Consider the following 23,467-nt stretch of genomic DNA (forward strand, 5'->3'; position numbering starts at 1 on the left):
TCTTCCTTGCGCGACTCCTGTGGCTCAATCAGATTTGTCGGATAGCGGCATCATTATGTAAAGAAATATAAACCTTATTTATCAATCCATTAGCGAGGAAGAATGCAAATAATTGAGCAATAACACGGTCTTACCGTCTCGTATCTCACCGGTTTTGATCATCGCCAGCGCCTGTGTTAATGGCAGTTCCAGTACCTCAATATCTTCATCTTCCACACCGCCGCCTGCGTTTGCCCGCTGGCTGTCGCTGTATTCTGCAATGAAGAAGTGAATCAGTTCCGTCACGCCGCCAGGCGACATGTATAACTCAAACAGTTTACGCACCTCACCCACTTCATAGCCGGTCTCTTCAATCGCTTCTTTGCGAATGCACGCTTCCGGCTCGTCGTTATCCAGCAGCCCGGCGCAGGTTTCTATCAACTGGCCGCTTTCATTGCCGTTCACCCAGGTGGCAACGCGAAACTGGCGGATGAGCACCACGGTTTGTTTTTCGCGGTTATACAGCAGGATCGTTGCGCCATTGCCGCGATCGTAAACCTCGCGCTTATGGCGAATCACATCGCCATTTTTACGGGTCAGATCGTAGGTAATATTGCGCAGGATGAAGTAGTTATCAGAGAGAACTTTGTCTTTGATGAGAGTAATTTTTTGCGACATACCGGCTCCACAGCGTAAGAAGACAGGTAATCTTACGCCGCAAGGTCGGTTTTGTCTGCGCGCTATCATGCTGCTCGCGCCGAATGGAGACTTATCCGGTTTGCATGATCCCCAGCCACTGAATAATCCCCTGCGCGGCGTGACGCCCTTCCGCCATCGCCGTCACCACCAGATCGGCGCCGCGCACGGCGTCACCGCCCGCGAAGATTTTAGGATTACTGGTCTGGTAACGGAACGCGCTTTCGACATTTGCCGCAATGCGCCCCCAGTCGTCCACTTTCACACCGTGCGCCTCCAGCCACGGCATACCATGCGGATGAAAACCAAACGCCATAATTACCGCATCAGCGGGCATGACAAACTCGCTGCCCGCGATGGGCATCGGGCGGCGACGCCCCTGCGCATCGGGTTCGCCAAGCTGAGTACGTAAAAAACGCACGCCGCTGACGCAACCGTCGGCATTCAGCACCAGCTCAACCGGCTGTACGTTAAATTCAAAGTTCGCCCCCTCTTCCCGCGCGTTTTTTACCTCTTTTTTCGACCCCGGCATATTTGCCTCGTCGCGACGATATGCGCAGGTCACCTGGCTTGCGCCATGACGCAGCGCGGTACGCACGCAGTCCATCGCGGTATCGCCGCCGCCCAGCACCACAACATTAAGCCCGGCGGTGTCGATAAAAGGTTCGTCAGGCAATTCATCCAGCCCCATAACCTGTTTCGTGTTGGCAATCAGGAACGGCAGCGCATCATATACGCCCGGCGCATCTTCGTTTGGCAGGTCGGCTTTCATGGAACGGTATGTGCCGACGCCGACAAAAACCGCATCGTACTCATCCAGCAGCGACGCCAGCCTGACGTCTTTGCCGACTTCGCAGTTCAGTTCAAAATGAATTCCCATCGCGCTGAAGATTTCGCGACGGCGCGCCAGCAGTGATTTATCCAGCTTAAAAGAGGGAATGCCAAAGGTCAGCAGGCCGCCAATTTCAGGGTGGCGATCGAACACGGTCGTGCTCACGCCATGACGCGCCAGCACATCTGCGCAGGCCAGCCCGGCCGGGCCCGCGCCAATAATCGCCACACGTTTATCCTGCTGCTGAACGCCGCTCAGGTCTGGCCGCCAGCCTTTGTCCAGCGCCCGGTCGGAAATGTAGCGTTCAATATTGCCGATCGTCACCGCGCCATACTCATCGCGCACCGTACAGGCGCCTTCGCACAGCCTGTCCTGCGGGCATACGCGCCCGGTAATTTCCGGCAGGCAGTTAGTCTGGTGCGACAGCGCCACCGCATCGTCAATGTTTCCCGCTTTTACCAGCTCAATCCACTGCGGAATATGGTTGTGCAGCGGACACGTCCACTCGCAGATACTGTGTTCACCGCACTTCAGGCAACGGGCCGCTTCGCGTTCAGCCTGCGCGGTACGAAACGGCAGGTAGATTTCATCAAAGCTGGTTTTTCGCGCGTCAATCGCCAGCTTATCCGGCTCGCCGCGTGGGGGCGTCGCCCGCATCTGTTCGACTTTATTGAGCGCACCAGGAGTGACTCCCGTCGCACAGGCATGCCAGGGCTGATTTTCCTGACGCGCGGTGCGCAGACGCCGCGCTTTCGACAGCCGGGTCAGCGACGCTTCCGTTACCAATTGCAACGCATCTGCCGGGCAGTTTTCAACACAGGCCGGGCCGCCTTCGCGATCCAGACACAAATCGCATTTGTGCGCCGTGGCTTTGACCTGATCCTGGCCTGTTGGCGTGAGGATTATCTGCATTGTGCCGAAGGGACAGGCAACCACGCAGGATTTACAGCCGATACATTTTTGCTGGTTGACCTGAACGCTGTCTTTGACATGACGGATTGCGCCATTTGGGCAACTCCTGGCACAAGGCGCATCCTCGCAGTGGTGGCAGGTTACCGCGCTGCGCTGATGCTGATGTTTGATCACCGTAATTCGGGGCTGAAAATGCCGCTGGTGCAGTACGTGTTGCTCATCATTGTGGGCCATTACGCAAGCGACCTCACAGGCATGGCATCCCAGGCACTGTTGGCTATTGGCCATAATAAAACGATTCATGGCGTCCTTCTGTTTTGGTGGCAAAAACCTTATTCTTTATATGAATGTTATTAACCGACGCCGAAGGGGTCGGCAATGTTCATTTGCCCAGGACGCACAACTATTTATCCAGAACCTGTGGCAGATCAATTTATTTCATCGCTGGTGAAATTGCGTTTCAGTTACACTTGCCAATATTTATCCGTTCACTGTGAGCATATTTTTCGGGGATTACGCGCGTGGTCGTCAAACGCCCTGTCTCGGCCAGCCTGGCCCGGGCCTTTTTTTACATTGTGCTGCTGTCGATTCTCTCAACCGGTATCGCCCTGCTGACGCTGGCGAGCAGTTTGCGGGATGCCGAGGCCATTAACGTGGCCGGTTCACTGCGTATGCAGAGCTACCGGCTGGGTTACGATCTGCAAAGCGGCAGTCCGCAATTGAACGCGCACCGTCAGCTTTTTCAGCAAGCGCTCAACTCTCCCGCGTTAAGTAACCTGAACGCCTGGTACGTCCCGCAGACGGTTAAAAGCCGTTATGGGCAACTGCATGCGAACTGGCTGGAGATGAACACGAGACTGGTGGATGCGGATATAAAGTGGTATCGCGCCAATATTAATAACTATGTCGATCAGATTGATCTCTTCGTTCTGGCGCTGCAACACTATGCCGAGCGTAAGGTGATGCTGGTGGTCGGCATATCGCTGGCGGGCGGTATCGGGATCTTCACGCTGGTCTTTTTCACCCTGCGGCGTATTCGCCAGCAGGTAGTCCAGCCGCTTAACCAACTGGTCGCCGCCAGCCAGCACATTGAACATGGTCAGTTCGACATCCCGCCGCTGAATACCCACTTGCCGAATGAGCTGGGGCTGCTGGCCAAAACGTTTAGCCAGATGTCGAGCGAGTTGCATAAGCTGTACCGCTCTCTCGAGGCTTCGGTAGAAGAAAAAACCCACGATCTGCACGAAGCCAACCGCCGTCTGGAAGTGCTGTACCAGTGCTCACAGGCGCTCAATACCAGCCAAATCGACGTTCACTGTTTCCGCCATATTTTACAGATCGTCCGCGAACATGACGCCGCTTACTATCTGGAATTAACCGTGGGCGATAACTGGCGGATCAGCGAAGGAGCGGAAAGCGCTGATTTGCCCATGCAGATTCTGCCGGTCACGATGCAGGAAACGGTCTACGGCGAACTGCACTGGCAAAGCCCCAACGTCAGCGCCTCCACCCCGCTGCTGCACAGCGTATCGACCATGCTGGGGCGCGGTTTGTACTTTAATCAGGCGCAAAAACATTTCCAGCAACTGCTGCTGATGGAAGAACGCGCGACTATCGCCCGCGAGCTGCATGACTCACTGGCGCAGGTGCTCTCCTATTTGCGCATTCAGTTGACGCTGCTGAAGCGCTCAATTCCAGAAGATAATCTCCCCGCGCAAAGCATCATGGCGGATTTCTCCCGGGCGCTGAACGACGCTTATCGTCAGTTGCGCGAGCTGCTGACCACCTTCCGCCTGACGTTACAGCAGGCCGACTTACCTTCTGCGCTGCATGAAATGCTGGATACCCTGCAAAGCCAGACCTCCGCGAAACTGACGCTGGATTGCCGTTTACCGACGCTGGCGCTGGATGCGCAAATGCAGGTGCACCTGTTACAAATCGTTCGCGAGGCGGTGCTGAATGCGATTAAACACGCCAGCGCCACGGAGATCGCCGTTAGCTGCGTCACCGCCCCCGATGGCAACCATACGGTCTATATTCGGGATAACGGCGTTGGCATTGGCGAACCGAACGAACCAACGGGACACTACGGTCTGAACATTATGCGCGAGCGTGCGGAAAGACTTAGCGGCACGCTGAATTTCTCGCAACCGTCAGGGGGTGGGACGCTGGTCAGCATCAGTTTTCGCTCATCGGAAGATGAAGAGGGTCAATTAGCGTAAAGAACGGCAAAGCACCGCACGGCGGGAATACAGACAGGGCGGCACTGGCACAAAATGTATGCTGTAAACGTGCATGATAATTTACATTATCTTCTTTTTTTCTCCACGTTTGACACGTACCTTGCCGCTACAGTGAAGCAGGTCATACCCAATAATTATACGCAGAAACACGAGGTCCTCCTTTAATGGCGAATTTCTTTATCGATCGCCCCATTTTTGCCTGGGTGCTGGCAATCCTGTTGTGTCTGACGGGAACCCTGGCCATTCTCTCTTTGCCCGTAGAGCAATACCCCGACCTGGCGCCGCCAAACGTCCGCATTACCGCGAATTATCCGGGGGCATCCGCGCAGACGCTGGAGAATACCGTCACTCAGGTTATCGAACAGAATATGACCGGCCTCGATAATCTGATGTATATGTCGTCGCAAAGCAGTGGGACGGGCCAGGCAACGGTGACGCTCAGTTTTGTGGCCGGAACCGACCCCGATGAAGCCGTCCAGCAGGTACAAAACCAGCTGCAATCGGCAATGCGTAAATTGCCGCAGGCGGTACAGAACCAGGGCGTCACGGTCCGTAAAACCGGGGACACCAACATCCTGACCATTGCGTTTGTCTCCACCGACGGTTCAATGGATAAACAGGACATCGCCGACTATGTCGCCAGTAATATCCAGGACCCGCTCAGCCGCGTAAACGGCGTGGGGGATATCGACGCCTACGGTTCGCAATATTCGATGCGTATCTGGCTGGACCCGGCCAAACTCAACAGCTACCAGATGACCGCGAAAGATGTCACGGATGCCATCGAATCACAGAACGCGCAAATTGCCGTCGGGCAGCTTGGCGGCACGCCTTCGGTCGACAGGCAGGCGCTCAATGCGACAATCAACGCCCAGTCGCTGCTGCAAACGCCCGAGCAGTTCCGTGATATCACGCTGCGCGTCAACCAGGATGGTTCAGAGGTCAAGCTGGGCGATGTGGCGACCGTCGAAATGGGCGCTGAAAAATATGATTATCTCAGCCGCTTCAACGGTAATCCGGCCTCCGGTCTGGGGGTAAAACTGGCCTCTGGCGCCAACGAAATGGAAACCGCCAAACTGGTGCTTAACCGCCTGGACGAGCTGGCCGAATACTTCCCGCACGGTCTGGAGTATAAGGTGGCGTATGAAACCACCTCCTTCGTCAAAGCCTCGATTATCGATGTGGTGAAAACCCTGCTGGAAGCCATCGCGCTGGTGTTCCTGGTGATGTACCTGTTCCTGCAAAACTTCCGCGCCACGTTGATCCCCACTATCGCCGTACCGGTGGTATTGATGGGGACGTTCTCCGTCCTGTATGCCTTCGACTACAGCATTAACACGCTGACGATGTTCGCGATGGTGCTGGCGATCGGCCTGCTGGTCGATGACGCCATCGTGGTGGTGGAAAACGTCGAGCGCATCATGAGCGAGGAAGGTCTTTCGCCGCGCGAAGCCACCAGAAAATCGATGGGGCAGATACAAGGGGCGCTGGTTGGTATCGCGATGGTGCTGTCAGCCGTATTTGTGCCGATGGCTTTCTTTGGCGGTACGACCGGGGCTATCTATCGCCAGTTCTCCATCACGATTGTCGCCGCGATGGTGCTCTCCGTGCTGGTGGCGATGATCCTGACGCCCGCCCTGTGCGCCACGCTGCTAAAACCCCTGCACAAAGGCGAGCATCACGGACAGAAAGGCTTCTTCGGCTGGTTTAACCGGACGTTCAACCGCAACGCTGAACGCTACGAGAAAGGCGTTGCGAAGATCCTGCATCGCAGCCTGCGCTGGATACTGATCTACGTTCTGTTGCTCGGCGCGATGGTGGTGCTGTTCCTGCGTCTGCCGACCTCCTTCTTGCCGCAGGAAGACCGTGGGATGTTTATTACCTCGGTACAGTTGCCAAGCGGCTCCACGCAGCAGCAGACCTTAAAAGTGGTGCAGGAAGTTGAAAAATATTACTTCACCCAGGAGAAAGACAACGTCATGTCCGTCTTCTCGACGGTGGGATCGGGGCCTGGCGGGAACGGTCAAAACGTGGCGCGCATGTTTGTCCGCTTAAAAGACTGGGACGAACGCAACGCCACGACCGGCACCTCGTTTGCCATTATTGAACGCGCCACGAAAGCCTTTAACAAGATTAAAGAAGCGCGCGTTTACGCCAGCAGTCCACCGGCAATCAGCGGTCTGGGCAGTTCCGCAGGGTTTGATATGGAACTTCAGGACCACGCGGGCGCCGGTCACGATGCCTTAATGGCCGCACGCGATCGGTTGATTGAGCTGGCGGCGCAGGACAGTGCGCTGACCCGCGTGCGTCACAATGGTCTGGACGACAGTCCGCAGTTGCAAATTGATATCGATCAGCGCAAAGCCCAGGCGCTGGGCGTCTCTATCGACGACATCAATGACACGCTGCAAACCGCATGGGGCTCCAGTTACGTCAATGACTTTATGGACCGGGGTCGCGTGAAGAAGGTCTATGTACAGGCGGCGGCGAAATACCGCATGCTGCCGGACGATATCAATCTCTGGTATGTGCGTAATAAAGACGGCGGCATGGTGCCTTTCTCCGCCTTTGCGACGTCACGCTGGGAAACGGGCTCTCCGCGTCTGGAGCGCTATAACGGCTACTCGGCGGTCGAGATTGTCGGCGAAGCGGCGCCTGGCGTCAGTACCGGTACGGCAATGGATGTAATGGAGTCGCTGGTTCGCCAGTTGCCAACGGGATTTGGGCTTGAATGGACGGCGATGTCTTATCAGGAACGCCTCTCTGGCGCGCAGGCACCTGCGCTGTACGCCATTTCGCTGCTGGTCGTTTTCCTGTGCCTGGCCGCGCTGTATGAAAGCTGGTCGGTTCCGTTCTCGGTTATGCTGGTGGTGCCGCTGGGCGTCATTGGCGCGCTGCTCGCCACCTGGATGCGCGGCCTGGAAAATGACGTTTACTTCCAGGTCGGGTTGCTAACGGTGATCGGCCTTTCCGCGAAAAACGCAATCCTGATTGTCGAATTCGCCAATGAGATGAACGAGAAAGGCCACGATCTGCTGGATGCCACGCTGCATGCCTGCCGCCAGCGTTTACGCCCAATTCTGATGACCTCTCTGGCCTTTATTTTCGGGGTGCTGCCGATGGCGATTAGCAACGGGGCGGGTTCCGGGAGCCAGCATGCCGTCGGGACAGGCGTCATGGGCGGGATGATCTCCGCCACCATCCTGGCGATTTACTTCGTACCGCTGTTCTTTGTGCTGGTGCGTCGCCGCTTCCCGCTGAAACCGAAGCCGGAATAAGACACAAAAAAGGCGACTTACTTTGAGTCGCCTTTTTCTTATCCTTTTCAGGATCAGGATATCTTCCAGAAATTTATTTGCGAAGCATAACTTCGATAAAATCTTTCCAGTTCCCCAGTTCACGTTCAATCATAACAACCTCTCTTATTATTATGGCTATTCTACGAAAACATTATCCTCAAGAGAAGATAATTTAACCGATTGCAGTGATTACATCCTCCGGTGAATGGGGTTCATGGCATTACTATGACCCTGTAACCATAAATTTTATGTGACTTACTGCAATATTTTGAAACATTAATCCACTTCTGAAAACCGCGCTCATTTCAGTTAAGAAACAGCCTATTGCAGCTCGCTGGATTTATACTTCCCGATGAGATGCTTATTAAGCAACATTTCAGAATTATTATTCACAAGAGTTCAACAATGTTATATTTACCGTTTATTATGTCATGATAAATAACCGGTATATGGCAGTTCCGCACTGACGGATACCACGATAATATTGCTTAATTATTCGTAATTCGCGTAAAAGGATTCAACATGATCACCGTCTACGGCATCAAAAATTGTGACACGATTAAAAAGGCGCGACGCTGGCTGGAGGCTCACGGTATTGACTACCGCTTTCACGATTACCGCGCAGACGGAATCGATGCCGCGTTATTGAATACGTTTATTGCGGAGTCAGGCTGGCAGCCCTTGCTGAATACGCGCGGAACGACATGGCGTAAACTTGATGAAGCCACGCGTAACGGCATCACGGATGCGGCGTCCGCCGCAGCATTAATGACTGAAATGCCAGCAATTATCAAACGCCCATTGCTCTGTGCGACCGGGAAGCCTATGCTGCTGGGTTTTAGCGAATCCAGTTATCAGCAGTTTTTTGATGAGGTGTAGTCTATGTCGTGCCCGGTTATTGAGCTGACACAGCAGCTTATTCGCCGCCCTTCCCTGAGTCCAGATGACGCAGGATGCCAGGCGTTAATGATTGAACGCCTGCGTGCAATCGGTTTTACCGTTGAGCATATGGATTTTGGCGATACACAGAATTTTTGGGCATGGCGCGGACAAGGCGAAACGCTGGCTTTTGCCGGGCATACCGATGTCGTACCTGCGGGTGATGTCGATCGCTGGATCAACCCGCCTTTTGAACCGACAATCCGCGACGGAATGCTGTTTGGCCGTGGTGCGGCAGACATGAAAGGCTCTCTGGCGGCGATGGTCGTTGCGGCTGAACGTTTTGTCGCCCAGCATCCAGATCATCAGGGGCGTCTGGCGTTCCTTATCACCTCGGATGAAGAAGCCAGCGCGAAAAACGGCACCGTGAAGGTGGTCGAAACGCTGATGGCGCGTAACGAACGTCTGGATTATTGCCTGGTCGGCGAACCGTCCAGCACTGAAATCGTCGGTGATGTGGTCAAGAATGGCCGTCGCGGGTCGCTGACCTGTAACCTGACGATCCACGGTGTGCAGGGGCACGTCGCTTATCCCCATCTGGCGGATAACCCGGTGCATCGCGCAGCGCCGATGTTGAATGAACTGGTGGCGATCGAGTGGGATCAGGGAAATGAATTTTTCCCGGCGACCAGTATGCAGATTGCCAACATTCAGGCTGGCACCGGCAGCAATAACGTCATTCCGGGCGAGCTGTTTATTCAGTTCAATTTCCGCTTCAGCACCGAACTGACCGATGAGACTCTCAAAGAGCGCGTTCACGCGCTGCTGGATAAACATCAATTACGCTACACGGTGGACTGGTGGCTTTCCGGCCAGCCGTTCCTGACGGCGCGCGGCAAGCTGGTGGATGCGGTGGTGAACGCCATTGAGCACTATAATGAGATAAAACCGCAGTTACTCACTACGGGTGGAACGTCCGACGGGCGTTTTATTGCGCGTATGGGGGCGCAGGTAGTCGAACTCGGGCCGGTCAACGCCACCATTCATAAAATTAATGAATGTGTTAATGCAGCCGATCTGCAACTGCTTGCCCGCATGTATCAACGTATTATGGAACAACTCGTCGCCTGACGCGTGTTCCTGTAAGAGGAAATAAGCATGGACTGGCTGGCAAAATATTGGTGGATTCTGGTGCTGGTGTTTTTGGTGGGCGTACTGATCAATGTGATCAAAGACCTCAAGCGGGTCGATCACAAAAAATTCCTCGCCAATAAACCGGAGCTGCCCCCGCATCGTGATTTTAACGATAAGTGGGACGATGACGACGACTGGCCGAAGAAAGATCAGCCAAAGAAATAGTCAGATAAACCTGTAGGCCTGATAAGCGTGTCGCCATCAGGCAACATACAGTCTGAATGCCGGATGGCGGCTTTGCCCTATCCGGCCTACGGTTCAGTTCCGGCTTATATCATTTCAATAATATCATCATCATTCGGCTTACCGCCGCTCAACGCTTCATCAAAGTAGTGTTTCGGCACGGTATAGCGCAAATGGTCAAGCGCAAACTGCATACTGCGATCGTCAATCGCATGGCCTAAATCCTCGACGATATCCAGCGTCACATCGCCTCCGGCACGGACTAACGCTTCCTGTGCGGCAACCGCATGAGATAACTCAATCACCCGGTCTTCACCGCCGTGAATCAAATGTACCGTTGTGGCGGTCGTGGCGGTTTCCGGCAAGCTGGCGTAGCGTCCGTTGAAAGCAATCACGCGCGATGCCAGACCCGGCTCGGCCTTGATGCTTTCAAGAGACATAATCGCCCCCTGCGAAAACCCAATCAGCGCGGTAGCCTCCGGCCCAACGCCGCTCTGTTTCTGCCAGTAGCGAACCGTCTCGATAAACACCGGCATAATCGCATCAACCCGCGCCTGGCGGTTCTCTTCCGTCACATCCTGAACCGAAAACCACTGACGCCCAGGCGCCGGGCCACAAGGTTCCGCGCCGCCAATGCTGACCACCAGCGCCTCTGGAAATAACGGTGCGAACCAGGAGCCAATTTCTCCCATTGAGACCGGGTTATCGCCCACGCCATGAAACAGCAACAGCAGTTGTTTCGCGGGTTTATCGGGGCTTTGAACAACAAAATGGTCATGTTTCATGGCGATCTCCTTAACTGATAGAACAGATTCTACGCCGCTTAATCACAATGACCATGCCAGGAAATTGAAGGAGTTAGTGAAAAAATTGCCATTGCAAAACGCGTTCGCGTAACCGCTGCGCCCGTTCGTCATCCAGCGCGGTAAGCGCATGGGCGACTTCCCGACGCTGAGCGACAAGCAGCGCTTTACGCCCAGGCAAACCCAGCCGGATACAAAGATTCGCGTCGCTGCACTTCTCCTCCAGGCGTCCACGCAGCGCGGGGAGCGCCAGCTCGCAGCACTCAAGCAGTCGACTCAGACAGCCTAACGACGTGAGCAACGGTCGATGGGCAAACGCAAAGCCCGCCAGTTCATCCCAGTCATCATCATTAAGCGTAGACGCTTTCAGCGGGATAACCGGGATCGCTTCGCCGTTCCAGCGAGCAAGGATCTCCGCATCCCGGCGCAGACGCTGGTGCTCGCGGTGCGCCAGCCGCGCGCCGGCCTCGCTGATGGGCAGCAAAGCCATCGCCGTATAACAGCCGCTGCTCGCCTCCTTGTGGTTCCCCATCCGCACCAGTACAAAACCGCAACGCTGCCAGAATCGCCAGAGTTCGGCGGTATAACCAAAACTGACGGAGAGATAGTCGCACTGGCTGGCGCCGTCGTATGCTTCAGCGATCAGCTGCTGCCCAATCCCTTCCCGCTGGCGGGCCGGGTGGATGGCAATACGGCTCACCCGACGCCCGGTCAGCGTCGCCGCCAGCGGATCGCCGCCATGAGCGGCCAACGACTGCGCGACAAGATTTCCGCGCGGGCGACGATAGCCCGCCCACACGGCCTGGCTCATCGCGGCCGATAGTCCGCCCTCTTCCACCAGCCAGGCGGCCCCCGCCACTCGTTCAGCCGTAAAAGCGCCGAGAAAATGCTGCCCCGGCGCATCCATCATACGGCGCAGATCGAGCGGAGAGGTGCGGTAGTGCGCGCCGGAAAGCAGCTGATACACCGCCAGCGGCTGCGTCGGCCCGGTATGCCAGAGCGCCTGCGTAAAAGCGGAGAACCGAATCGCCCCCTGCGGCGCATGGGCAAACGTCTCGTCGTCGAATATCAGCGCTTCGCCGACCCATTGTTCCAGCGGGCACCCCTGCGCCCAGCGAACAGGCTGTCGCAGTTCAAAACGCCGGAGATGAGGAAAACGGGCGCAGAACTTCAGCAGAAAACCGCGTCCCGTCCCTTCATAGCCCTGAACGGTGGTGGTCAACAATATGCGTGAAAAACGCGACGCCAGGCGATGCAGCAGCGGCGCAGGGATTGCCGCCGCTTCATCGACAATCAGCCAGTCGGCCGTCTCCGTACCCGCCAACAGCGCATCAGGAGCGAGAAAGCGAAATTTCTCACCGGCAAACTGCGCCAGCACGTCCGTCGCCGCTTTCGACGGCGCAGTTACAATGGCCGTCCCGCTCATCCGCGAAATTAACTGCCCGGCCAGCGCCGATTTACCCCGCCCACGCGCCGCCGTAACGACGGCCACGCCGGGCGGCATCCGCAGCAGATGCTGCAAAATCGCGGCCTGCTCAGGCTGTGGTTCACCCGTAGCGGGTCGCCAGTGGGGACGGGCAGGAAAGCGCGGCCATGAAAACGGTTGAGACTGCTGCCAGTGCAGCGTCTGCTCGTCACGGGACATCACGCGTTTGAGGTGCTGGATAAAATGTGGCGTTGCAACAGGTTGCGGGCAGTCGCTCCAGCGCAGCGAATCCGCATCGGGACGGGATTCCCATGCAGAATACGGCGGCGTCAGCAGCACCAGCCAGCTTCCGGCTCGCAGCGTGCCGCTCAGCGCCGCAAATGCCGAGGCATCAAACCCCAACTGCGCATCAAAAACCGCGTGGCGGAACTCGCGTCCCAGTAGCGTTTGTAACGCCTGCGGCGTACAGTGCGGCGCGGCGGGCGCATCAGTTGCCACCCACAGCCAGTCACCAGCCAATGCTTCTCGCAGCGCCAGCGCCCGTTCACGACACCAGGACGCATCGCCGCTGAGCACCAGCAGCCGACGAATCCCTTCCTGCGCCATTTGTGCGGTTAGCGCCCGCAATGCGTCATTGTCAGACATCCCTGCCCCGGTATGTTAAAAACCTTTGCCGAAGGTATTACATTGCGCCGGATCGCCGCTATCAAAACCGCGTTTAAACCAGGTATAGCGCTGCTCGGAAGTGCCGTGAGTGAAGCTGTCCGGCACCACGCGTCCCTGACTTTGTTGTTGCAGACGATCGTCGCCAATCGCCTGCGCCGCATTCAACGCTTCTTCCAGATCGCCGGATTCCAGCACGCCCTGTTGCTGCATGTTGTGCCCCCAGACGCCCGCGAAGCAATCCGCCTGTAGCTCCATACGTACGGAGAGTCGGTTCACTTCCGCTTGCGATGCGGTCTGTTGCAGCTGACGGACCTTCGGTTCGATGCCCAGCAGTTTTTGCACATGGTGCCCCACTTCGTGGGCGATAACGTAACCCTGGGCAAAATCGCCATCCGCGCCCAGTTTGTTTTTCATGTCATCGTAGAAGGAAAGATCGATGTAGACCGTGCCATCCGCCGGGCAATAGAACGGCCCCATTACGGACTGACCCGCACCGCATCCTGTGCGCGTCGCGCCACGGTACATCACCAGCTTAGGCTGCTGATATGTGCGCCCCATTTTCTCAAACTGCTGACCCCAGGTATCTTCTGTGGTCGCCAGAATGACGGAGGTAAACTTCGCGGCCTCGTCGTCATTTGGACTGATCGAACGCGTCGTTTCCTGCTGAGAAATCGGCTGCCCGGTCATTAAACCGGTAAGATCCACCCCGTAATAGCCCGCCACCAGCACGACAATCAGCAGAATGATTCCGCCTTTGCCGCTGGGCAAACGAAAACCCGGCCCGCCCATTGACGGGCCGCCGGAGCTATTGCGTCTGTCTTCTACATTGTCACTTTCACGACGCCCTTGCCAGCGCATAATCACCTCAACATACTATTCATTATGATGATGATCGTAGGCGGTTCAGCGCAAGATTACCATTAGAATAATGGTGGTAGATAAAAACCGGAGAGCGTTGACTCTCCGGTTGATGCTGACGGGGGAAGAATTAATCTAACTGCACGCCCAGGCGACGTGCGACGGTTTCATAGGCTTCGATCAGGCCGCCCAGACTCTGGCGGAAACGGTCTTTGTCCATTTTATCCAGCGTCTCTTTGTCCCACAGGCGGCTGCCGTCCGGGGAAAATTCATCGCCCAGCACTACTTCGCCTTTGTACAGACCAAACTCCAGTTTGAAATCGACCAGGATCAGACCGGCATCGTCAAACAGCTTTTTCAGCACGTCGTTGGCTTTGTAGGTCAGCTCTTTCATGCGCGCCAGATTCTCTTTGCTCACCCAGCCGAAGGTTTCGCAGTAAGAATCGTTGACCATCGGATCGTGCATCGCATCGTTTTTCAGGAACAGGTCGAACAGCGGCGGGTTCAGTTCGATGCCTTCTTCAATGCCCAGACGCTTGACCAGAGAACCAGCCGCACGGTTACGCACCACGCACTCGACCGGCACCATATCCAGCTTTTTCACCAGACACTCGGTATCGGACAGCAGCTGCTCCATCTGGGTCGGGATGCCCGCTTCTGCCAGTTTGGTCATGATGAAATGGTTAAACTTGTTGTTCACCATCCCTTTGCGATCAAACTGTTCAATGCGCGCGCCATCCCCTGCTGACGTATCATTGCGGAATTCGAGCACCAACAGGTCCGGGTTTTCCGTGCTGTATACGGTCTTCGCTTTACCACGATACAACTCAGCTTGCTTTTGCATCTTTATTACTCCTGGTGTGAATTAACGATAAAAATTCATTTTCTGCCACACTTTGCCGGATGGCGGCGTTGCCTTATCCGACCTACAGCCTGGGGGCGAAATTACGGTAAAAATTGCGTTTTTCTGCTGACGCACACGTTTGCGTATCATATCAGAAAAAAGGGCTGGATTGCTCCAGCCCCTCAATTTTTACTTGCTGAACGCTGCCTGGAAGACGGCAACCAGCGCGTCGTTCTGGCTCTGCGTCAGGGTATGCCCCTTCGGATCGATAAACTGTAGGCTACTGCGGTTGTCTAAATCGCCCACCTGCAATTTATAGTCGCCGGACGACAGCCCCGGATCGGTTGCGCCCAGATCCTGCCAGCCGCTGTCAGACAGCGGTTTGTAGGTCACTGCCAGGCTGCCCTGAGAACGCGTGCTGTCGGTCACTTTCATGCCCACTTTTTCAAGCGCGGCTGGCAGACGCTGCCACACCACGTTGAACGGCCCACGGACGACCAGCATTGGCAAACCGGTGTCATCTGCGGCGCTCTGCACATCCATCGTGGCGGCAGAACGGTTTTGCGCGGCGTTCGCAGCGTCGGTGGCGGTTTTATCCAGACCCGCCGAGATTACGTTCATCATCTCAGCACTATAACGCTGTAGCGAAGCGGCATCTGCGGCAGGCTTGCCAGCCTGTTCCAGATTCACCAGTTTCACCGTTACAGCCTGCTGATAACCCTGCGGTTTCACCGAGATTTGATAACGTCCACGGTACTGCTGGTCTTCATCCAGACGGTTCCATTCAACCCAATCGGTCGTCAGGGTCTGGCTGGCGTCATCACGTTTTTCAATCGTGTAGTTTTTGGACTGAATCACACTGACAACCTGCGGCCACAGGTTGGTATTGCGACCATTTTCCACCAGCAAGGTTGCGGTATCGCCCGTAAACTGGGTACGCGCGCCGGTCACCAGCGCTAACGGCTGAGCAGGCGGACGAATGTCCAGCGCTTTGCCGACAGCGCCGCTGCCGTTGGTCACCGGAATGTTATAGTCGCCCGTCGTTACCGGCAGAATCATCCCTGCTGGCGCATGAAGTTCAGCAAGCGGCGCGGCTTCCAGATAGGATTCATCACCGCTCACCTGGCGCTTGTAGCGCGAGTCAGAGCTACAGGCCGCGAGCAGCATAATGAGCGAAACACCCGCAACCCTGGCCAGGCGCGACTTTTGTACTGAGTAAGCCATCAAATCTCCCTAAACTTTACAGCAAACCGGCATGCTTGAGCGCCGCTTTGACAATCTCACGACCCGTATCGGTGATCGGCGTCATCGGCAAGCGCAGCGTATCGGTCGCCACAAGTCCCAACTCCTTACATGCCCATTTCACCGGGATCGGATTGGGTTCGACAAATAGTTTGTTATGTAACGGCATCAGACGCTGATTAATCACCCGCGCGTCGGCAAAACGACCTTCCGCCGCCAGTTTGCACATTTCCGCCATATCACGCGCCGCAACGTTCGCGGTAACGGAAATCACGCCATGACCGCCGAGCTGTATGAAGTCCAACCCGGTCGCATCATCACCGCTGAGCAGAATAAAATCGTCTGAAACCAGCTCTTTGATCTGGTGAACCCGACTTAAGTTCCCTGTCGCCTCTTTGATTGCGACAATATTTTTTACTTTCGCCAGACGGCCGACGGTTTCCGGCAGCATATCGCAGCCTGTACGGGACGGCACATTATACAGAATTTGCGGCAGGTCAGTATGTTCAGCGATGGCTTTGAAATGCTGGAACAGACCTTCCTGAGTCGGGCGGTTGTAGTAAGGCGTCACTGTCAGGCAACCGACAACGCCGCTGTCGTTGAAACGCTGCGTCAGGCTAATGGCCTCCGCCGTCGCGTTCGCGCCCGTTCCGGCGATAACCGGAATACGCCCGTCCGCCAGCTCCAGCGTCATCATGACCACATCGCCATGCTCGTCATGGCTCAGCGTGGCGGATTCGCCGGTGGTGCCAACAGAAACAATCGCCGAGGTACCGCTGGCGACATGATAATCAATCAGTTTTTTCAGGCTTGACCGGCAGACATTACCTTTTTCATCCATCGGTGTAACAAGCGCGACAATACTTCCCGTGAACATGGGCCATCCTCTGTGCAAACAAGTTTCTCAATGGTACGTTTGGTACGACAATAAAAGCAAGAGACCATAGCCCTTCTGATTATTGTATGCAGGTTTTTTTTATGCTTTCCTTATGATTACCTCACCTCTCAAAGGAAGAACCGGTTTGACATCGTCATCACAACATTACCTGGTTATCACTGCGCTGGGTGCCGATCGCCCGGGAATTGTGAATACTATCACCCGCCATGTCAGCAGCTGCGGCTGTAATATCGAAGACAGCCGACTGGCCATGTTGGGCGATGAATTCACGTTTATCATGCTGCTGTCTGGCTCCTGGAACGCCATCACCCTGATTGAATCAACCTTGCCGTTGAAAGGCGCAGAGCTGGATTTATTGATTGTGATGAAGCGCACCACTGCTCGCCCCCGTCCGGCCATGCCCGCAACGGTATGGGTACAGGTCGAGGTGGAAGATTCTCCGCATTTAATTGAACGTTTTACCGCGCTTTTCGACAGCCATCAGATGAACATCGCTGAGCTGGTCTCCCGCACGCAACCTGCTGAAAATGAAAAGGCTGCACAGCTGTTTGTTCAAATCACCGCGCACAGTCCGGCATCCCATGATGCCGTAAATATTGAGCATGCCTTTAAAGCACTATGTACAGAACTCAATGCGCAAGGCAGTATTAACGTTGTTAATTACTCACAACATGATGAACAGGATGGAGTTAAGTAATGAATCCACTGAAAGCCGGTGACATCGCACCGAAATTTAGCTTGCCGGATCAAGACGGAGAACAAGTAAATTTGACCGACTTCCAGGGACAGCGCGTACTGGTGTATTTCTACCCTAAAGCCATGACGCCCGGCTGTACCGTACAGGCCTGTGGTTTACGCGATAACATGGACGATCTGAAAAAAGCAGGCGTAGACGTGTTGGGGATCAGCACCGATAAACCTGAAAAACTGTCTCGTTTCGCCGAAAAAGAGCTGCTTAACTTTACGCTCCTGTCCGATGAGGATCATCAGGTCTGCGAGCAATTCGGCGTCTGGGGGGAAAAATCCTTTATGGGGAAAACCTACGACGGCATCCATCGCATCAGCTTCCTGATCGACGCTGACGGCAAGATCGAACACGTATTTGACGACTTTAAAACCAGTAACCACCACGATGTGGTGCTGAACTGGCTGAAAGAAAACGCCTGATTTACGTTTTGCCGGATAAAGCCTGATGCGGCGCTAACGCGTCTTATCAGGCCTGGATTCGACAACCCCGTAGGCCGGATAAGGCGTTTACGCCGCCATCCGGCATACGCGTCGTTTATTCAAACGTTCCTTTCACGCACGCTTTACCGTCTTTCACCACCGCTTTGCCTTTCGCCCACAGATGGCTGACTTCCAGCGCCTGATTCAGCACCAGAATGTCGGCGTCACAACCTGCTGCCAGACGTCCTTTATGCTCAAAGCCAAGAAATTCCGCGACGGTGCGGGTAAGCGGGCGCAGCGCCTGCTCCAGCGGCAGTTTATGCTGCGTAACTAACTGACGCAGCGTGCCGATCAGCGACTCAAAACCCGCCACGCCAATGCCCGTCAAATTTCCATGCTCATCAAATTCCGGCTGGCTGCCGTTGCCATCAGAACTCAGGGTAATGCACGACAGCGGAACCTCATGGCGCAAGGCTGTCACGATGGCCGTCGCCGGATCGATCGGTTCATCAATGCTGCTGGTAATATCGATGTAGCCGCCATCAAGCGCGTATTCCAGCGCCGCCTGGAACAGCGGTTCGGCACGGTTAACATGCGTCGGCAGCAGTTTCGTGATAGGGACATCGGCGTTGGCGAGAATATCGTACAGCGGTTCCAGCATGTGTGGGCTGTCGCCCATATGAAAGACGCTGATTCCCGGCTTCTGGCCCAGTAATCCCCCCACGCGGGACTGCGCCGCCATTGTCGCCAGCGCGGCGGAATTCGGCGCCGAAGAACGATGATCGGAGACGGCACATTTCACGCCAATCACTTTATCGATCAACGCCACATCGCGATCGACGCTCCCGGTGATGGTTGGCGAGGGCAGAGAATACGCCCCCGTTAACATCCATGCGCTGATCCCTTCATATTCCAGCGCGCGCGTTTTCGCCAGCAGAGATTCAGGATGGCGGGTGATGCCGTCCGTTCCCAGCAGCCCGACAACGGAGGTGATACCGGCTTCAACCAACCGTGACAGCCGCACCTCTGGCGTACGGGTATGCGGCCCGGCTTCGCCGCCACCGCCGATGAGATGAACATGCTGATCGATAAATCCCGGGCAGACGATATCACCGTGAAGATCGATCTGCTGGCAACCGGGGAAGTCTTTCGCAGCGATAGTCGGCGCAATAGCGACAATTTTGCCGTTGGCAACCAGAATGTCCTGCTGGCCCAGATCGTCCGGGGCATATACGTGTCCGCGCTGAAAAAGCGTCAGATTAAGAATGGAACAGTCCATGATAGTCCTTTTTAAACAATAGCCTGCATTACCCAAATAGAGACCAGGGCATTAATCACGCACACCGCAATAATATGCGGGTAATAACGCGGATGAACGCCCGCCGTTCCCAGGCAGCGCCCTACATTTTGAACCGGGTTGCCCATCAGGTAAATGGCGGGTAACAGCACAGTGGCATCGTGACCGGACAGCGCGCCAGTAACCACCAGGCTGGCGCAGACGCCCACGCCGCCGCCCATACTCATCACCGCAGCCAGCAAAACGGTCGCCGATTCTCCCGGCAAACCCCATAGCGCCATTACCGGTTCACACACTCGCCCGACGATATCCAGCAACCCCGTCACCTTCAGCGCCTGAATAATGACAAAGGCCATGACGACGTTGGGCAACAGGCTGGTGGTGGCAATGGTAAAACCGCGCCGCGCGCCGTCGATAAACAGATCCATGACGTTTTTACGTACCTGTGCGCTCATTTCAGGCCTCCTGTTTCATACGACGATGTTCAAGCTGCGCGATCCACACCCGCAACAGGTTCGCACCGATAAATTTGAAGACTAAAATGACCGCCAGCGGCGTAATAACCGGTACGGTTATCGTGGCAAATAGCGCGGCGCCTGATGAGAAGTAGTTCGTCAGAATCGCGCTGCCGCTTGTCTGCCAGCAGGCGAAAATCGCCCGTTCCTGTTCGGTAATCACGCCCTCTTCCGCCAGCTCTTTGGTCATCCCGGCGGCGGCATCCGTATTTTGCAAATTGGCGATAAGCGCCAGGGAGCAAATGCCGGGGATGCCCAGGATCGGCCTGAGTATCGGCGTCATCAACTGCTGTGCGGCGCGCAGTCCGCCCAGCCCTTCCGTCACGGAAATAATGCCGAGCGATAAAATAACCGATGGCGCCAGCTCCAGTGCGAATAAAAAGCCGTCTCTCGCCCCTGTACCGCCAGTGCCGCGAAATGAAACCGCCGTGTCGCCTGCCGCGTTAACCAGGCCAAACGCGCCATTGAGCACGGTAAAATCAAACACTCGCCACCATTCTGTACTTTTCGCGAACATGCCTGAAAAAAGGATAATGGTAATAAAAAAGGCGAGATAACCGCCCCATCCCACTTTTTGCTGCGTGTGCATCTGATGACCCATTTTTTTCTCCGGTTGGTCTTGTCCTTGTGAGATTAAAAAACCATCTATACCGGTAAGTTGAAAGCAAAAAAGGAGGGCGGGACAGCACATTCGGAAAACGTTCAGGAAAGGAGAAAGCGGATAAAACGTAGAACGCCCGATGACGTTGCGCCACCGGGCAGAGTGAAAATCGTGCTTAACCGTCGCTGACCTGTCCGTCCGGCCAGGCATGTACCACGGCTTTAATTAACGTCGCCAGCGGGATGGCGAAGAACACGCCCCAGAAACCCCACAGACCGCCGAAAATCACCACCGACAGAATAATCACCAGCGGGTGCAGGTTGACGGCTTCTGAAAACAGTACCGGCACCAGCAGGTTTCCATCCAGCGCCTGAATGATCAGATACACGGCGAAGCAGCTCCAGAACTCCGTTCCGAGGCCAAACTGGAATAACGCCACGCCAATCACCGGAATGGTCACCACGAACGCGCCGATGTAGGGGATTAATACCGAGAATCCAACCAGAACCGCCAGCAGCAGCGAGTAGTTGAGACCAAAGAGCAGGAAGCCAAGCCAGGTCGCCACACCAACCACCACCATCTCCAGCACTTTGCCACGAATATAGTTGGTGATCTGCTGGTTCATCTCCATCCAGACCTGCCCGGCCAGACCGCGATTGCGCGGCAGAACCCGGCGCACGGCATTCAGCATCTGCTCTTTATCTTTGATCAGGAAGAAGACCATCAGCGGCACCAGCACCAGATACACCGCCAGCGTCAACAACCCGACCAGAGAGGCCAGGGAGTATTTCACGACCGAATCACCTAACGTCAGCATCCGGGTGCGCATGTTTTCCGCCATAGCATCAATGATCCCGGCATCCATCAGCGCCGGATAACGGCGGGGTAACGTGGCGGCATAATCAGAGAGCTTATTGAGCATACCCGGCATATCGCGAATCAAATAGATCCCCTGCTGCCAGGCCACCGGCATCACGACAAACGCCATCAGCAGTAAAATGCCGACAAACACAATCAGTACGATTGAGGTGGCCCAACGCCGGGAGCAGCCAATCGCCTCCAGACGGACCGTAGGCCACTCCAGCAGGTAAGCGAGGACAATAGCCACCAGCAACGGCGCCAGAAGCCCACTGAAAAAGAAAAGGATGCCAAAACCGGCAACCAGGATAACCAGCAAGGCGATCGCCTCCGGGTCGCTAAAACGACGGCGATACCACTGCATCAACATCTCAAGCATAGAAACCGTTCCCTGAACCTCAATAGCGGGATTGCGATCCCGAATTGTATCTAAATGTCACAAAAAAGACTTCGCTTTTTGTTGCTGATTCAGGAAACTGAAAAGTCATTTGAGCGGGGTATTCACCACCGGGTTTCGCAGTTACACTCCCTGTGCTGGCGTGGCGGAACGATACGTCGCGGCATCGGTCAAATGGCTATATTAAAGAAAACAGGACAGAGGTCTATGTTCAGGCTGTTGAAGAAAAACCTGGTTGCTACCCTCATCGCTGCGCTGACTATCGGTCAGGTAGCCCCCGCGTTTGCAGATTCCGCAGACACGCTACCGGATATGGGGACCTCAGCAGGAAGCACGCTTTCTATCGGTCAGGAAATGCAAATGGGCGACTATTACGTTCGCCAGTTGCGCGGCAGCGCGCCGTTGATCAACGATCCGCTGTTGAGTCAGTACATCAACGCGCTGGGGATGCGTTTAGTCTCTCATGCGGACTCCGTGAAAACGCCGTTCCATTTCTTTTTGATTAACAACGACGAAATCAACGCCTTCGCCTTTTTCGGCGGCAACGTTGTGCTGCATTCCGCGCTCTTTCGCTATTCCGATAACGAAAGTCAGTTAGCCTCGGTGATGGCGCACGAAATTTCCCACGTAACCCAACGCCATCTGGCGCGCGCGATGGAAGATCAAAAGCGCAGCGCTCCGCTGACCTGGGTCGGCGCCTTAGGCTCTATTCTTCTGGCGATGGCCAGCCCACAGGCCGGTATGGCGGCGCTGACCGGTACGCTGGCGGGAACGCGTCAGGGGATGATCAGCTTCACCCAACAAAACGAGCAGGAAGCAGACCGAATCGGTATTCAGGTGCTGCAACGTTCAGGGTTCGATCCGCAAGCGATGCCGACGTTCCTGGAAAAACTGCTCGACCAGGCGCGCTACTCCACGCGTCCTCCCGAAATTTTGCTGACGCACCCCCTGCCGGAAAGCCGTCTGGCGGATGCCCGCAACCGTGCAAACCAGATGCGCCCGGTGGTAGTGGAGTCGTCTGAAGATTTTTATCTGGCGAAGGCGCGTACGCTGGGGATGTACAATTCTGGCCGTAATCAGCTTACCAGCGACCTGCTCGACGCATGGGAAAAAGGAAACGTGCGCCAACAGCGTGCGGCGCAATATGGCCGGGCGCTACAGGCGATGGAAGCCAGCAAGTACGACGAAGCTCGCAAAGCGCTGCAACCGTTGCTGACGGCTGAACCGAATAACGCGTGGTATCTCGACCTGGCGACCGATATCGATCTGGGGCAGAAGAAAACCAGCGAAGCGATTAACCGTCTGAAAAATGCCCGCGATCTGCGCGCAAACCCGGTATTGCAGCTAAACCTGGCGAATGCTTATTTACAGGGCGGGCAAGCCCGAGAAGCCACGACCATCCTCAATCGCTACACTTTCAACAATAAAGACGACGGCAACGGCTGGGATCTCCTGGCGCAGGCTGAAGCGGCGCTCAATAACCGCGATCAGGAGCTGGCGGCACGCGCCGAAGGCTATGCGCTGGCCGGGCGACTGGATCAGGCGATCTCTATGCTCAGCAGCGCAAGTTCTCAGGTCAAGCTGGGCAGCCAGCAACAGGCGCGTTACGATGCCCGTATCGACCAGCTTCGCCAGTTGCAGGAACGCTTTAAGCCATACACCAAAATGTAGTATTCGT

Annotated in this window: 21 protein-coding genes; 8 read left to right on the plus strand and 13 right to left on the minus strand. The window is 55.6% G+C overall.

Features of this window, described 5'->3' with window-relative positions; all coding sequences use genetic code 11:
* Positions 1-81 precede the first annotated feature (81 nt).
* A complete protein-coding gene (gene nudK / locus OGX84_RS12260) occupies positions 82-657 on the minus strand; it encodes a GDP-mannose pyrophosphatase NudK (protein WP_049009707.1) in 576 nt (191 codons plus the stop codon).
* 91 nt (positions 658-748) lie between these two features.
* The gene (aegA, locus tag OGX84_RS12265; RefSeq protein WP_104868365.1) at positions 749-2,722 is read right to left on the minus strand and encodes a formate-dependent uric acid utilization protein AegA; all 1,974 of its coding nucleotides are present in this window, start codon (positions 2,720-2,722) and stop codon (positions 749-751) included.
* A gap of 218 nt (positions 2,723-2,940) precedes the next feature.
* Between aegA and narQ the strand changes: the two genes are divergently transcribed.
* Together narQ and acrD are read left to right on the plus strand one after the other, a co-directional pair.
* Entirely contained in the window at positions 2,941-4,641 is a 1,701-nt protein-coding gene (gene narQ / locus OGX84_RS12270) for a nitrate/nitrite two-component system sensor histidine kinase NarQ (RefSeq protein ID WP_104868364.1), read from the plus strand.
* Between the two features lie 185 nt (positions 4,642-4,826).
* On the plus strand, positions 4,827-7,940 hold the full coding sequence (gene acrD, locus OGX84_RS12275; RefSeq protein ID WP_012131312.1) for a multidrug efflux RND transporter permease AcrD: 3,114 nt from the start codon (positions 4,827-4,829) through the stop codon (positions 7,938-7,940).
* Between the two features lie 73 nt (positions 7,941-8,013).
* Here acrD and ypfM read toward each other — a convergent pair whose 3' ends face one another.
* Positions 8,014-8,073 carry a protein YpfM gene (gene ypfM, locus OGX84_RS12280; protein ID WP_001386977.1) on the minus strand — a complete coding sequence of 20 codons (60 nt, stop codon included), beginning with the start codon at positions 8,071-8,073 and terminating at the stop codon, positions 8,014-8,016.
* 410 nt (positions 8,074-8,483) lie between these two features.
* Between ypfM and OGX84_RS12285 the strand changes: the two genes are divergently transcribed.
* Genes OGX84_RS12285 through OGX84_RS12295 form a run of 3 tightly spaced genes read left to right on the plus strand, consistent with a single transcriptional unit; the run spans position 8,484 to position 10,199 of the window.
* On the plus strand, positions 8,484-8,840 hold the full coding sequence (locus OGX84_RS12285) for an ArsC family reductase (protein ID WP_012131310.1): 357 nt from the start codon (positions 8,484-8,486) through the stop codon (positions 8,838-8,840).
* 3 nt (positions 8,841-8,843) lie between these two features.
* Positions 8,844-9,971, plus strand: coding sequence for a succinyl-diaminopimelate desuccinylase (gene dapE / locus OGX84_RS12290; RefSeq protein ID WP_012131309.1), 1,128 nt, complete (start codon positions 8,844-8,846; stop codon positions 9,969-9,971).
* Between the two features lie 27 nt (positions 9,972-9,998).
* On the plus strand, positions 9,999-10,199 hold the full coding sequence (locus OGX84_RS12295; RefSeq protein WP_012131308.1) for a YpfN family protein: 201 nt from the start codon (positions 9,999-10,001) through the stop codon (positions 10,197-10,199).
* 104 nt (positions 10,200-10,303) lie between these two features.
* Here OGX84_RS12295 and ypfH read toward each other — a convergent pair whose 3' ends face one another.
* The 6 genes from ypfH to dapA form a co-directional block, all read right to left on the minus strand.
* Complete coding sequence (ypfH, locus tag OGX84_RS12300) at positions 10,304-11,002, minus strand: esterase (protein ID WP_058667868.1); 699 nt, start codon at positions 11,000-11,002, stop codon at positions 10,304-10,306.
* A 73-nt stretch (positions 11,003-11,075) separates the two neighbouring features.
* On the minus strand, positions 11,076-13,091 hold the full coding sequence (locus tag OGX84_RS12305; protein ID WP_286458040.1) for a tRNA(Met) cytidine acetyltransferase TmcA: 2,016 nt from the start codon (positions 13,089-13,091) through the stop codon (positions 11,076-11,078).
* Positions 13,092-13,106: 15 nt separating this feature from the next.
* On the minus strand, positions 13,107-13,970 hold the full coding sequence (ypfJ, locus tag OGX84_RS12310; protein WP_024130129.1) for a KPN_02809 family neutral zinc metallopeptidase: 864 nt from the start codon (positions 13,968-13,970) through the stop codon (positions 13,107-13,109).
* A gap of 130 nt (positions 13,971-14,100) precedes the next feature.
* Positions 14,101-14,814, minus strand: coding sequence for a phosphoribosylaminoimidazolesuccinocarboxamide synthase (purC, locus tag OGX84_RS12315; RefSeq protein WP_012131304.1), 714 nt, complete (start codon positions 14,812-14,814; stop codon positions 14,101-14,103).
* A 189-nt stretch (positions 14,815-15,003) separates the two neighbouring features.
* Complete coding sequence (gene bamC, locus OGX84_RS12320; protein WP_012131303.1) at positions 15,004-16,038, minus strand: outer membrane protein assembly factor BamC; 1,035 nt, start codon at positions 16,036-16,038, stop codon at positions 15,004-15,006.
* Positions 16,039-16,054: 16 nt separating this feature from the next.
* Positions 16,055-16,933, minus strand: coding sequence for a 4-hydroxy-tetrahydrodipicolinate synthase (dapA, locus tag OGX84_RS12325; protein ID WP_012131302.1), 879 nt, complete (start codon positions 16,931-16,933; stop codon positions 16,055-16,057).
* Between the two features lie 145 nt (positions 16,934-17,078).
* Here dapA and OGX84_RS12330 point away from each other — a divergent pair, with 145 nt between their 5' ends.
* Positions 17,079-17,651 carry a glycine cleavage system transcriptional repressor gene (locus OGX84_RS12330; RefSeq protein ID WP_024130128.1) on the plus strand — a complete coding sequence of 191 codons (573 nt, stop codon included), beginning with the start codon at positions 17,079-17,081 and terminating at the stop codon, positions 17,649-17,651.
* Entirely contained in the window at positions 17,651-18,121 is a 471-nt protein-coding gene (bcp, locus tag OGX84_RS12335) for a thioredoxin-dependent thiol peroxidase (RefSeq protein ID WP_012131300.1), read from the plus strand. The genes OGX84_RS12330 and bcp overlap by 1 nt, the downstream gene beginning before the upstream one ends.
* 115 nt (positions 18,122-18,236) lie before the next feature.
* On the opposite strand, the gene iadA is transcribed toward bcp, so the two are convergent.
* From iadA to OGX84_RS12355, 4 genes are all read right to left on the minus strand, one after another.
* The gene (iadA, locus tag OGX84_RS12340) at positions 18,237-19,400 is read right to left on the minus strand and encodes a beta-aspartyl-peptidase (RefSeq protein WP_112001774.1); all 1,164 of its coding nucleotides are present in this window, start codon (positions 19,398-19,400) and stop codon (positions 18,237-18,239) included.
* An 11-nt stretch (positions 19,401-19,411) separates the two neighbouring features.
* A complete protein-coding gene (locus OGX84_RS12345) occupies positions 19,412-19,873 on the minus strand; it encodes a YjiG family protein (RefSeq protein WP_047462074.1) in 462 nt (153 codons plus the stop codon).
* A gap of 1 nt (position 19,874) precedes the next feature.
* Positions 19,875-20,534 (minus strand): nucleoside recognition domain-containing protein, encoded by a 660-nt coding sequence (locus tag OGX84_RS12350; RefSeq protein WP_024130126.1) that lies wholly within the window; start codon positions 20,532-20,534, stop codon positions 19,875-19,877.
* A 175-nt stretch (positions 20,535-20,709) separates the two neighbouring features.
* Positions 20,710-21,771: an AI-2E family transporter gene (locus OGX84_RS12355; protein WP_012131296.1), complete on the minus strand. Its 1,062-nt coding sequence runs from the start codon at positions 21,769-21,771 to the stop codon at positions 20,710-20,712.
* Between the two features lie 225 nt (positions 21,772-21,996).
* Here OGX84_RS12355 and bepA point away from each other — a divergent pair, with 225 nt between their 5' ends.
* On the plus strand, positions 21,997-23,460 hold the full coding sequence (gene bepA, locus OGX84_RS12360; RefSeq protein WP_024130125.1) for a beta-barrel assembly-enhancing protease: 1,464 nt from the start codon (positions 21,997-21,999) through the stop codon (positions 23,458-23,460).
* The last annotated feature ends 7 nt before the right edge of the window (positions 23,461-23,467 follow it).

Source organism: Citrobacter sp. CK202 (assembly GCF_030333225.1).
GTDB classification, from domain to species: Bacteria; Pseudomonadota; Gammaproteobacteria; order Enterobacterales; family Enterobacteriaceae; genus Citrobacter_B; species Citrobacter_B koseri.

Excerpts from the sequence above, each read along its gene's own strand:
- nudK (WP_049009707.1), bottom strand. The coding sequence starts at position 657 with ATGTCGCAAAAAATTACTCTCATCAAAGACAAAGTTCTCTCTGATAAC.
- aegA (WP_104868365.1), bottom strand. The coding sequence starts at position 2,722 with ATGAATCGTTTTATTATGGCCAATAGCCAACAGTGCCTGGGATGCCAT.
- acrD (WP_012131312.1), top strand. The coding sequence starts at position 4,827 with ATGGCGAATTTCTTTATCGATCGCCCCATTTTTGCCTGGGTGCTGGCA.
- OGX84_RS12285 (WP_012131310.1), top strand. The coding sequence starts at position 8,484 with ATGATCACCGTCTACGGCATCAAAAATTGTGACACGATTAAAAAGGCG.
- dapE (WP_012131309.1), top strand. The coding sequence starts at position 8,844 with ATGTCGTGCCCGGTTATTGAGCTGACACAGCAGCTTATTCGCCGCCCT.
- OGX84_RS12295 (WP_012131308.1), top strand. The coding sequence starts at position 9,999 with ATGGACTGGCTGGCAAAATATTGGTGGATTCTGGTGCTGGTGTTTTTG.
- ypfH (WP_058667868.1), bottom strand. The coding sequence starts at position 11,002 with ATGAAACATGACCATTTTGTTGTTCAAAGCCCCGATAAACCCGCGAAA.
- OGX84_RS12305 (WP_286458040.1), bottom strand. The coding sequence starts at position 13,091 with ATGTCTGACAATGACGCATTGCGGGCGCTAACCGCACAAATGGCGCAG.
- ypfJ (WP_024130129.1), bottom strand. The coding sequence starts at position 13,970 with ATGCGCTGGCAAGGGCGTCGTGAAAGTGACAATGTAGAAGACAGACGC.
- purC (WP_012131304.1), bottom strand. The coding sequence starts at position 14,814 with ATGCAAAAGCAAGCTGAGTTGTATCGTGGTAAAGCGAAGACCGTATAC.
- bamC (WP_012131303.1), bottom strand. The coding sequence starts at position 16,038 with ATGGCTTACTCAGTACAAAAGTCGCGCCTGGCCAGGGTTGCGGGTGTT.
- dapA (WP_012131302.1), bottom strand. The coding sequence starts at position 16,933 with ATGTTCACGGGAAGTATTGTCGCGCTTGTTACACCGATGGATGAAAAA.
- bcp (WP_012131300.1), top strand. The coding sequence starts at position 17,651 with ATGAATCCACTGAAAGCCGGTGACATCGCACCGAAATTTAGCTTGCCG.
- iadA (WP_112001774.1), bottom strand. The coding sequence starts at position 19,400 with ATGGACTGTTCCATTCTTAATCTGACGCTTTTTCAGCGCGGACACGTA.
- OGX84_RS12345 (WP_047462074.1), bottom strand. The coding sequence starts at position 19,873 with ATGAGCGCACAGGTACGTAAAAACGTCATGGATCTGTTTATCGACGGC.
- OGX84_RS12350 (WP_024130126.1), bottom strand. The coding sequence starts at position 20,534 with ATGGGTCATCAGATGCACACGCAGCAAAAAGTGGGATGGGGCGGTTAT.
- OGX84_RS12355 (WP_012131296.1), bottom strand. The coding sequence starts at position 21,771 with ATGCTTGAGATGTTGATGCAGTGGTATCGCCGTCGTTTTAGCGACCCG.
- bepA (WP_024130125.1), top strand. The coding sequence starts at position 21,997 with ATGTTCAGGCTGTTGAAGAAAAACCTGGTTGCTACCCTCATCGCTGCG.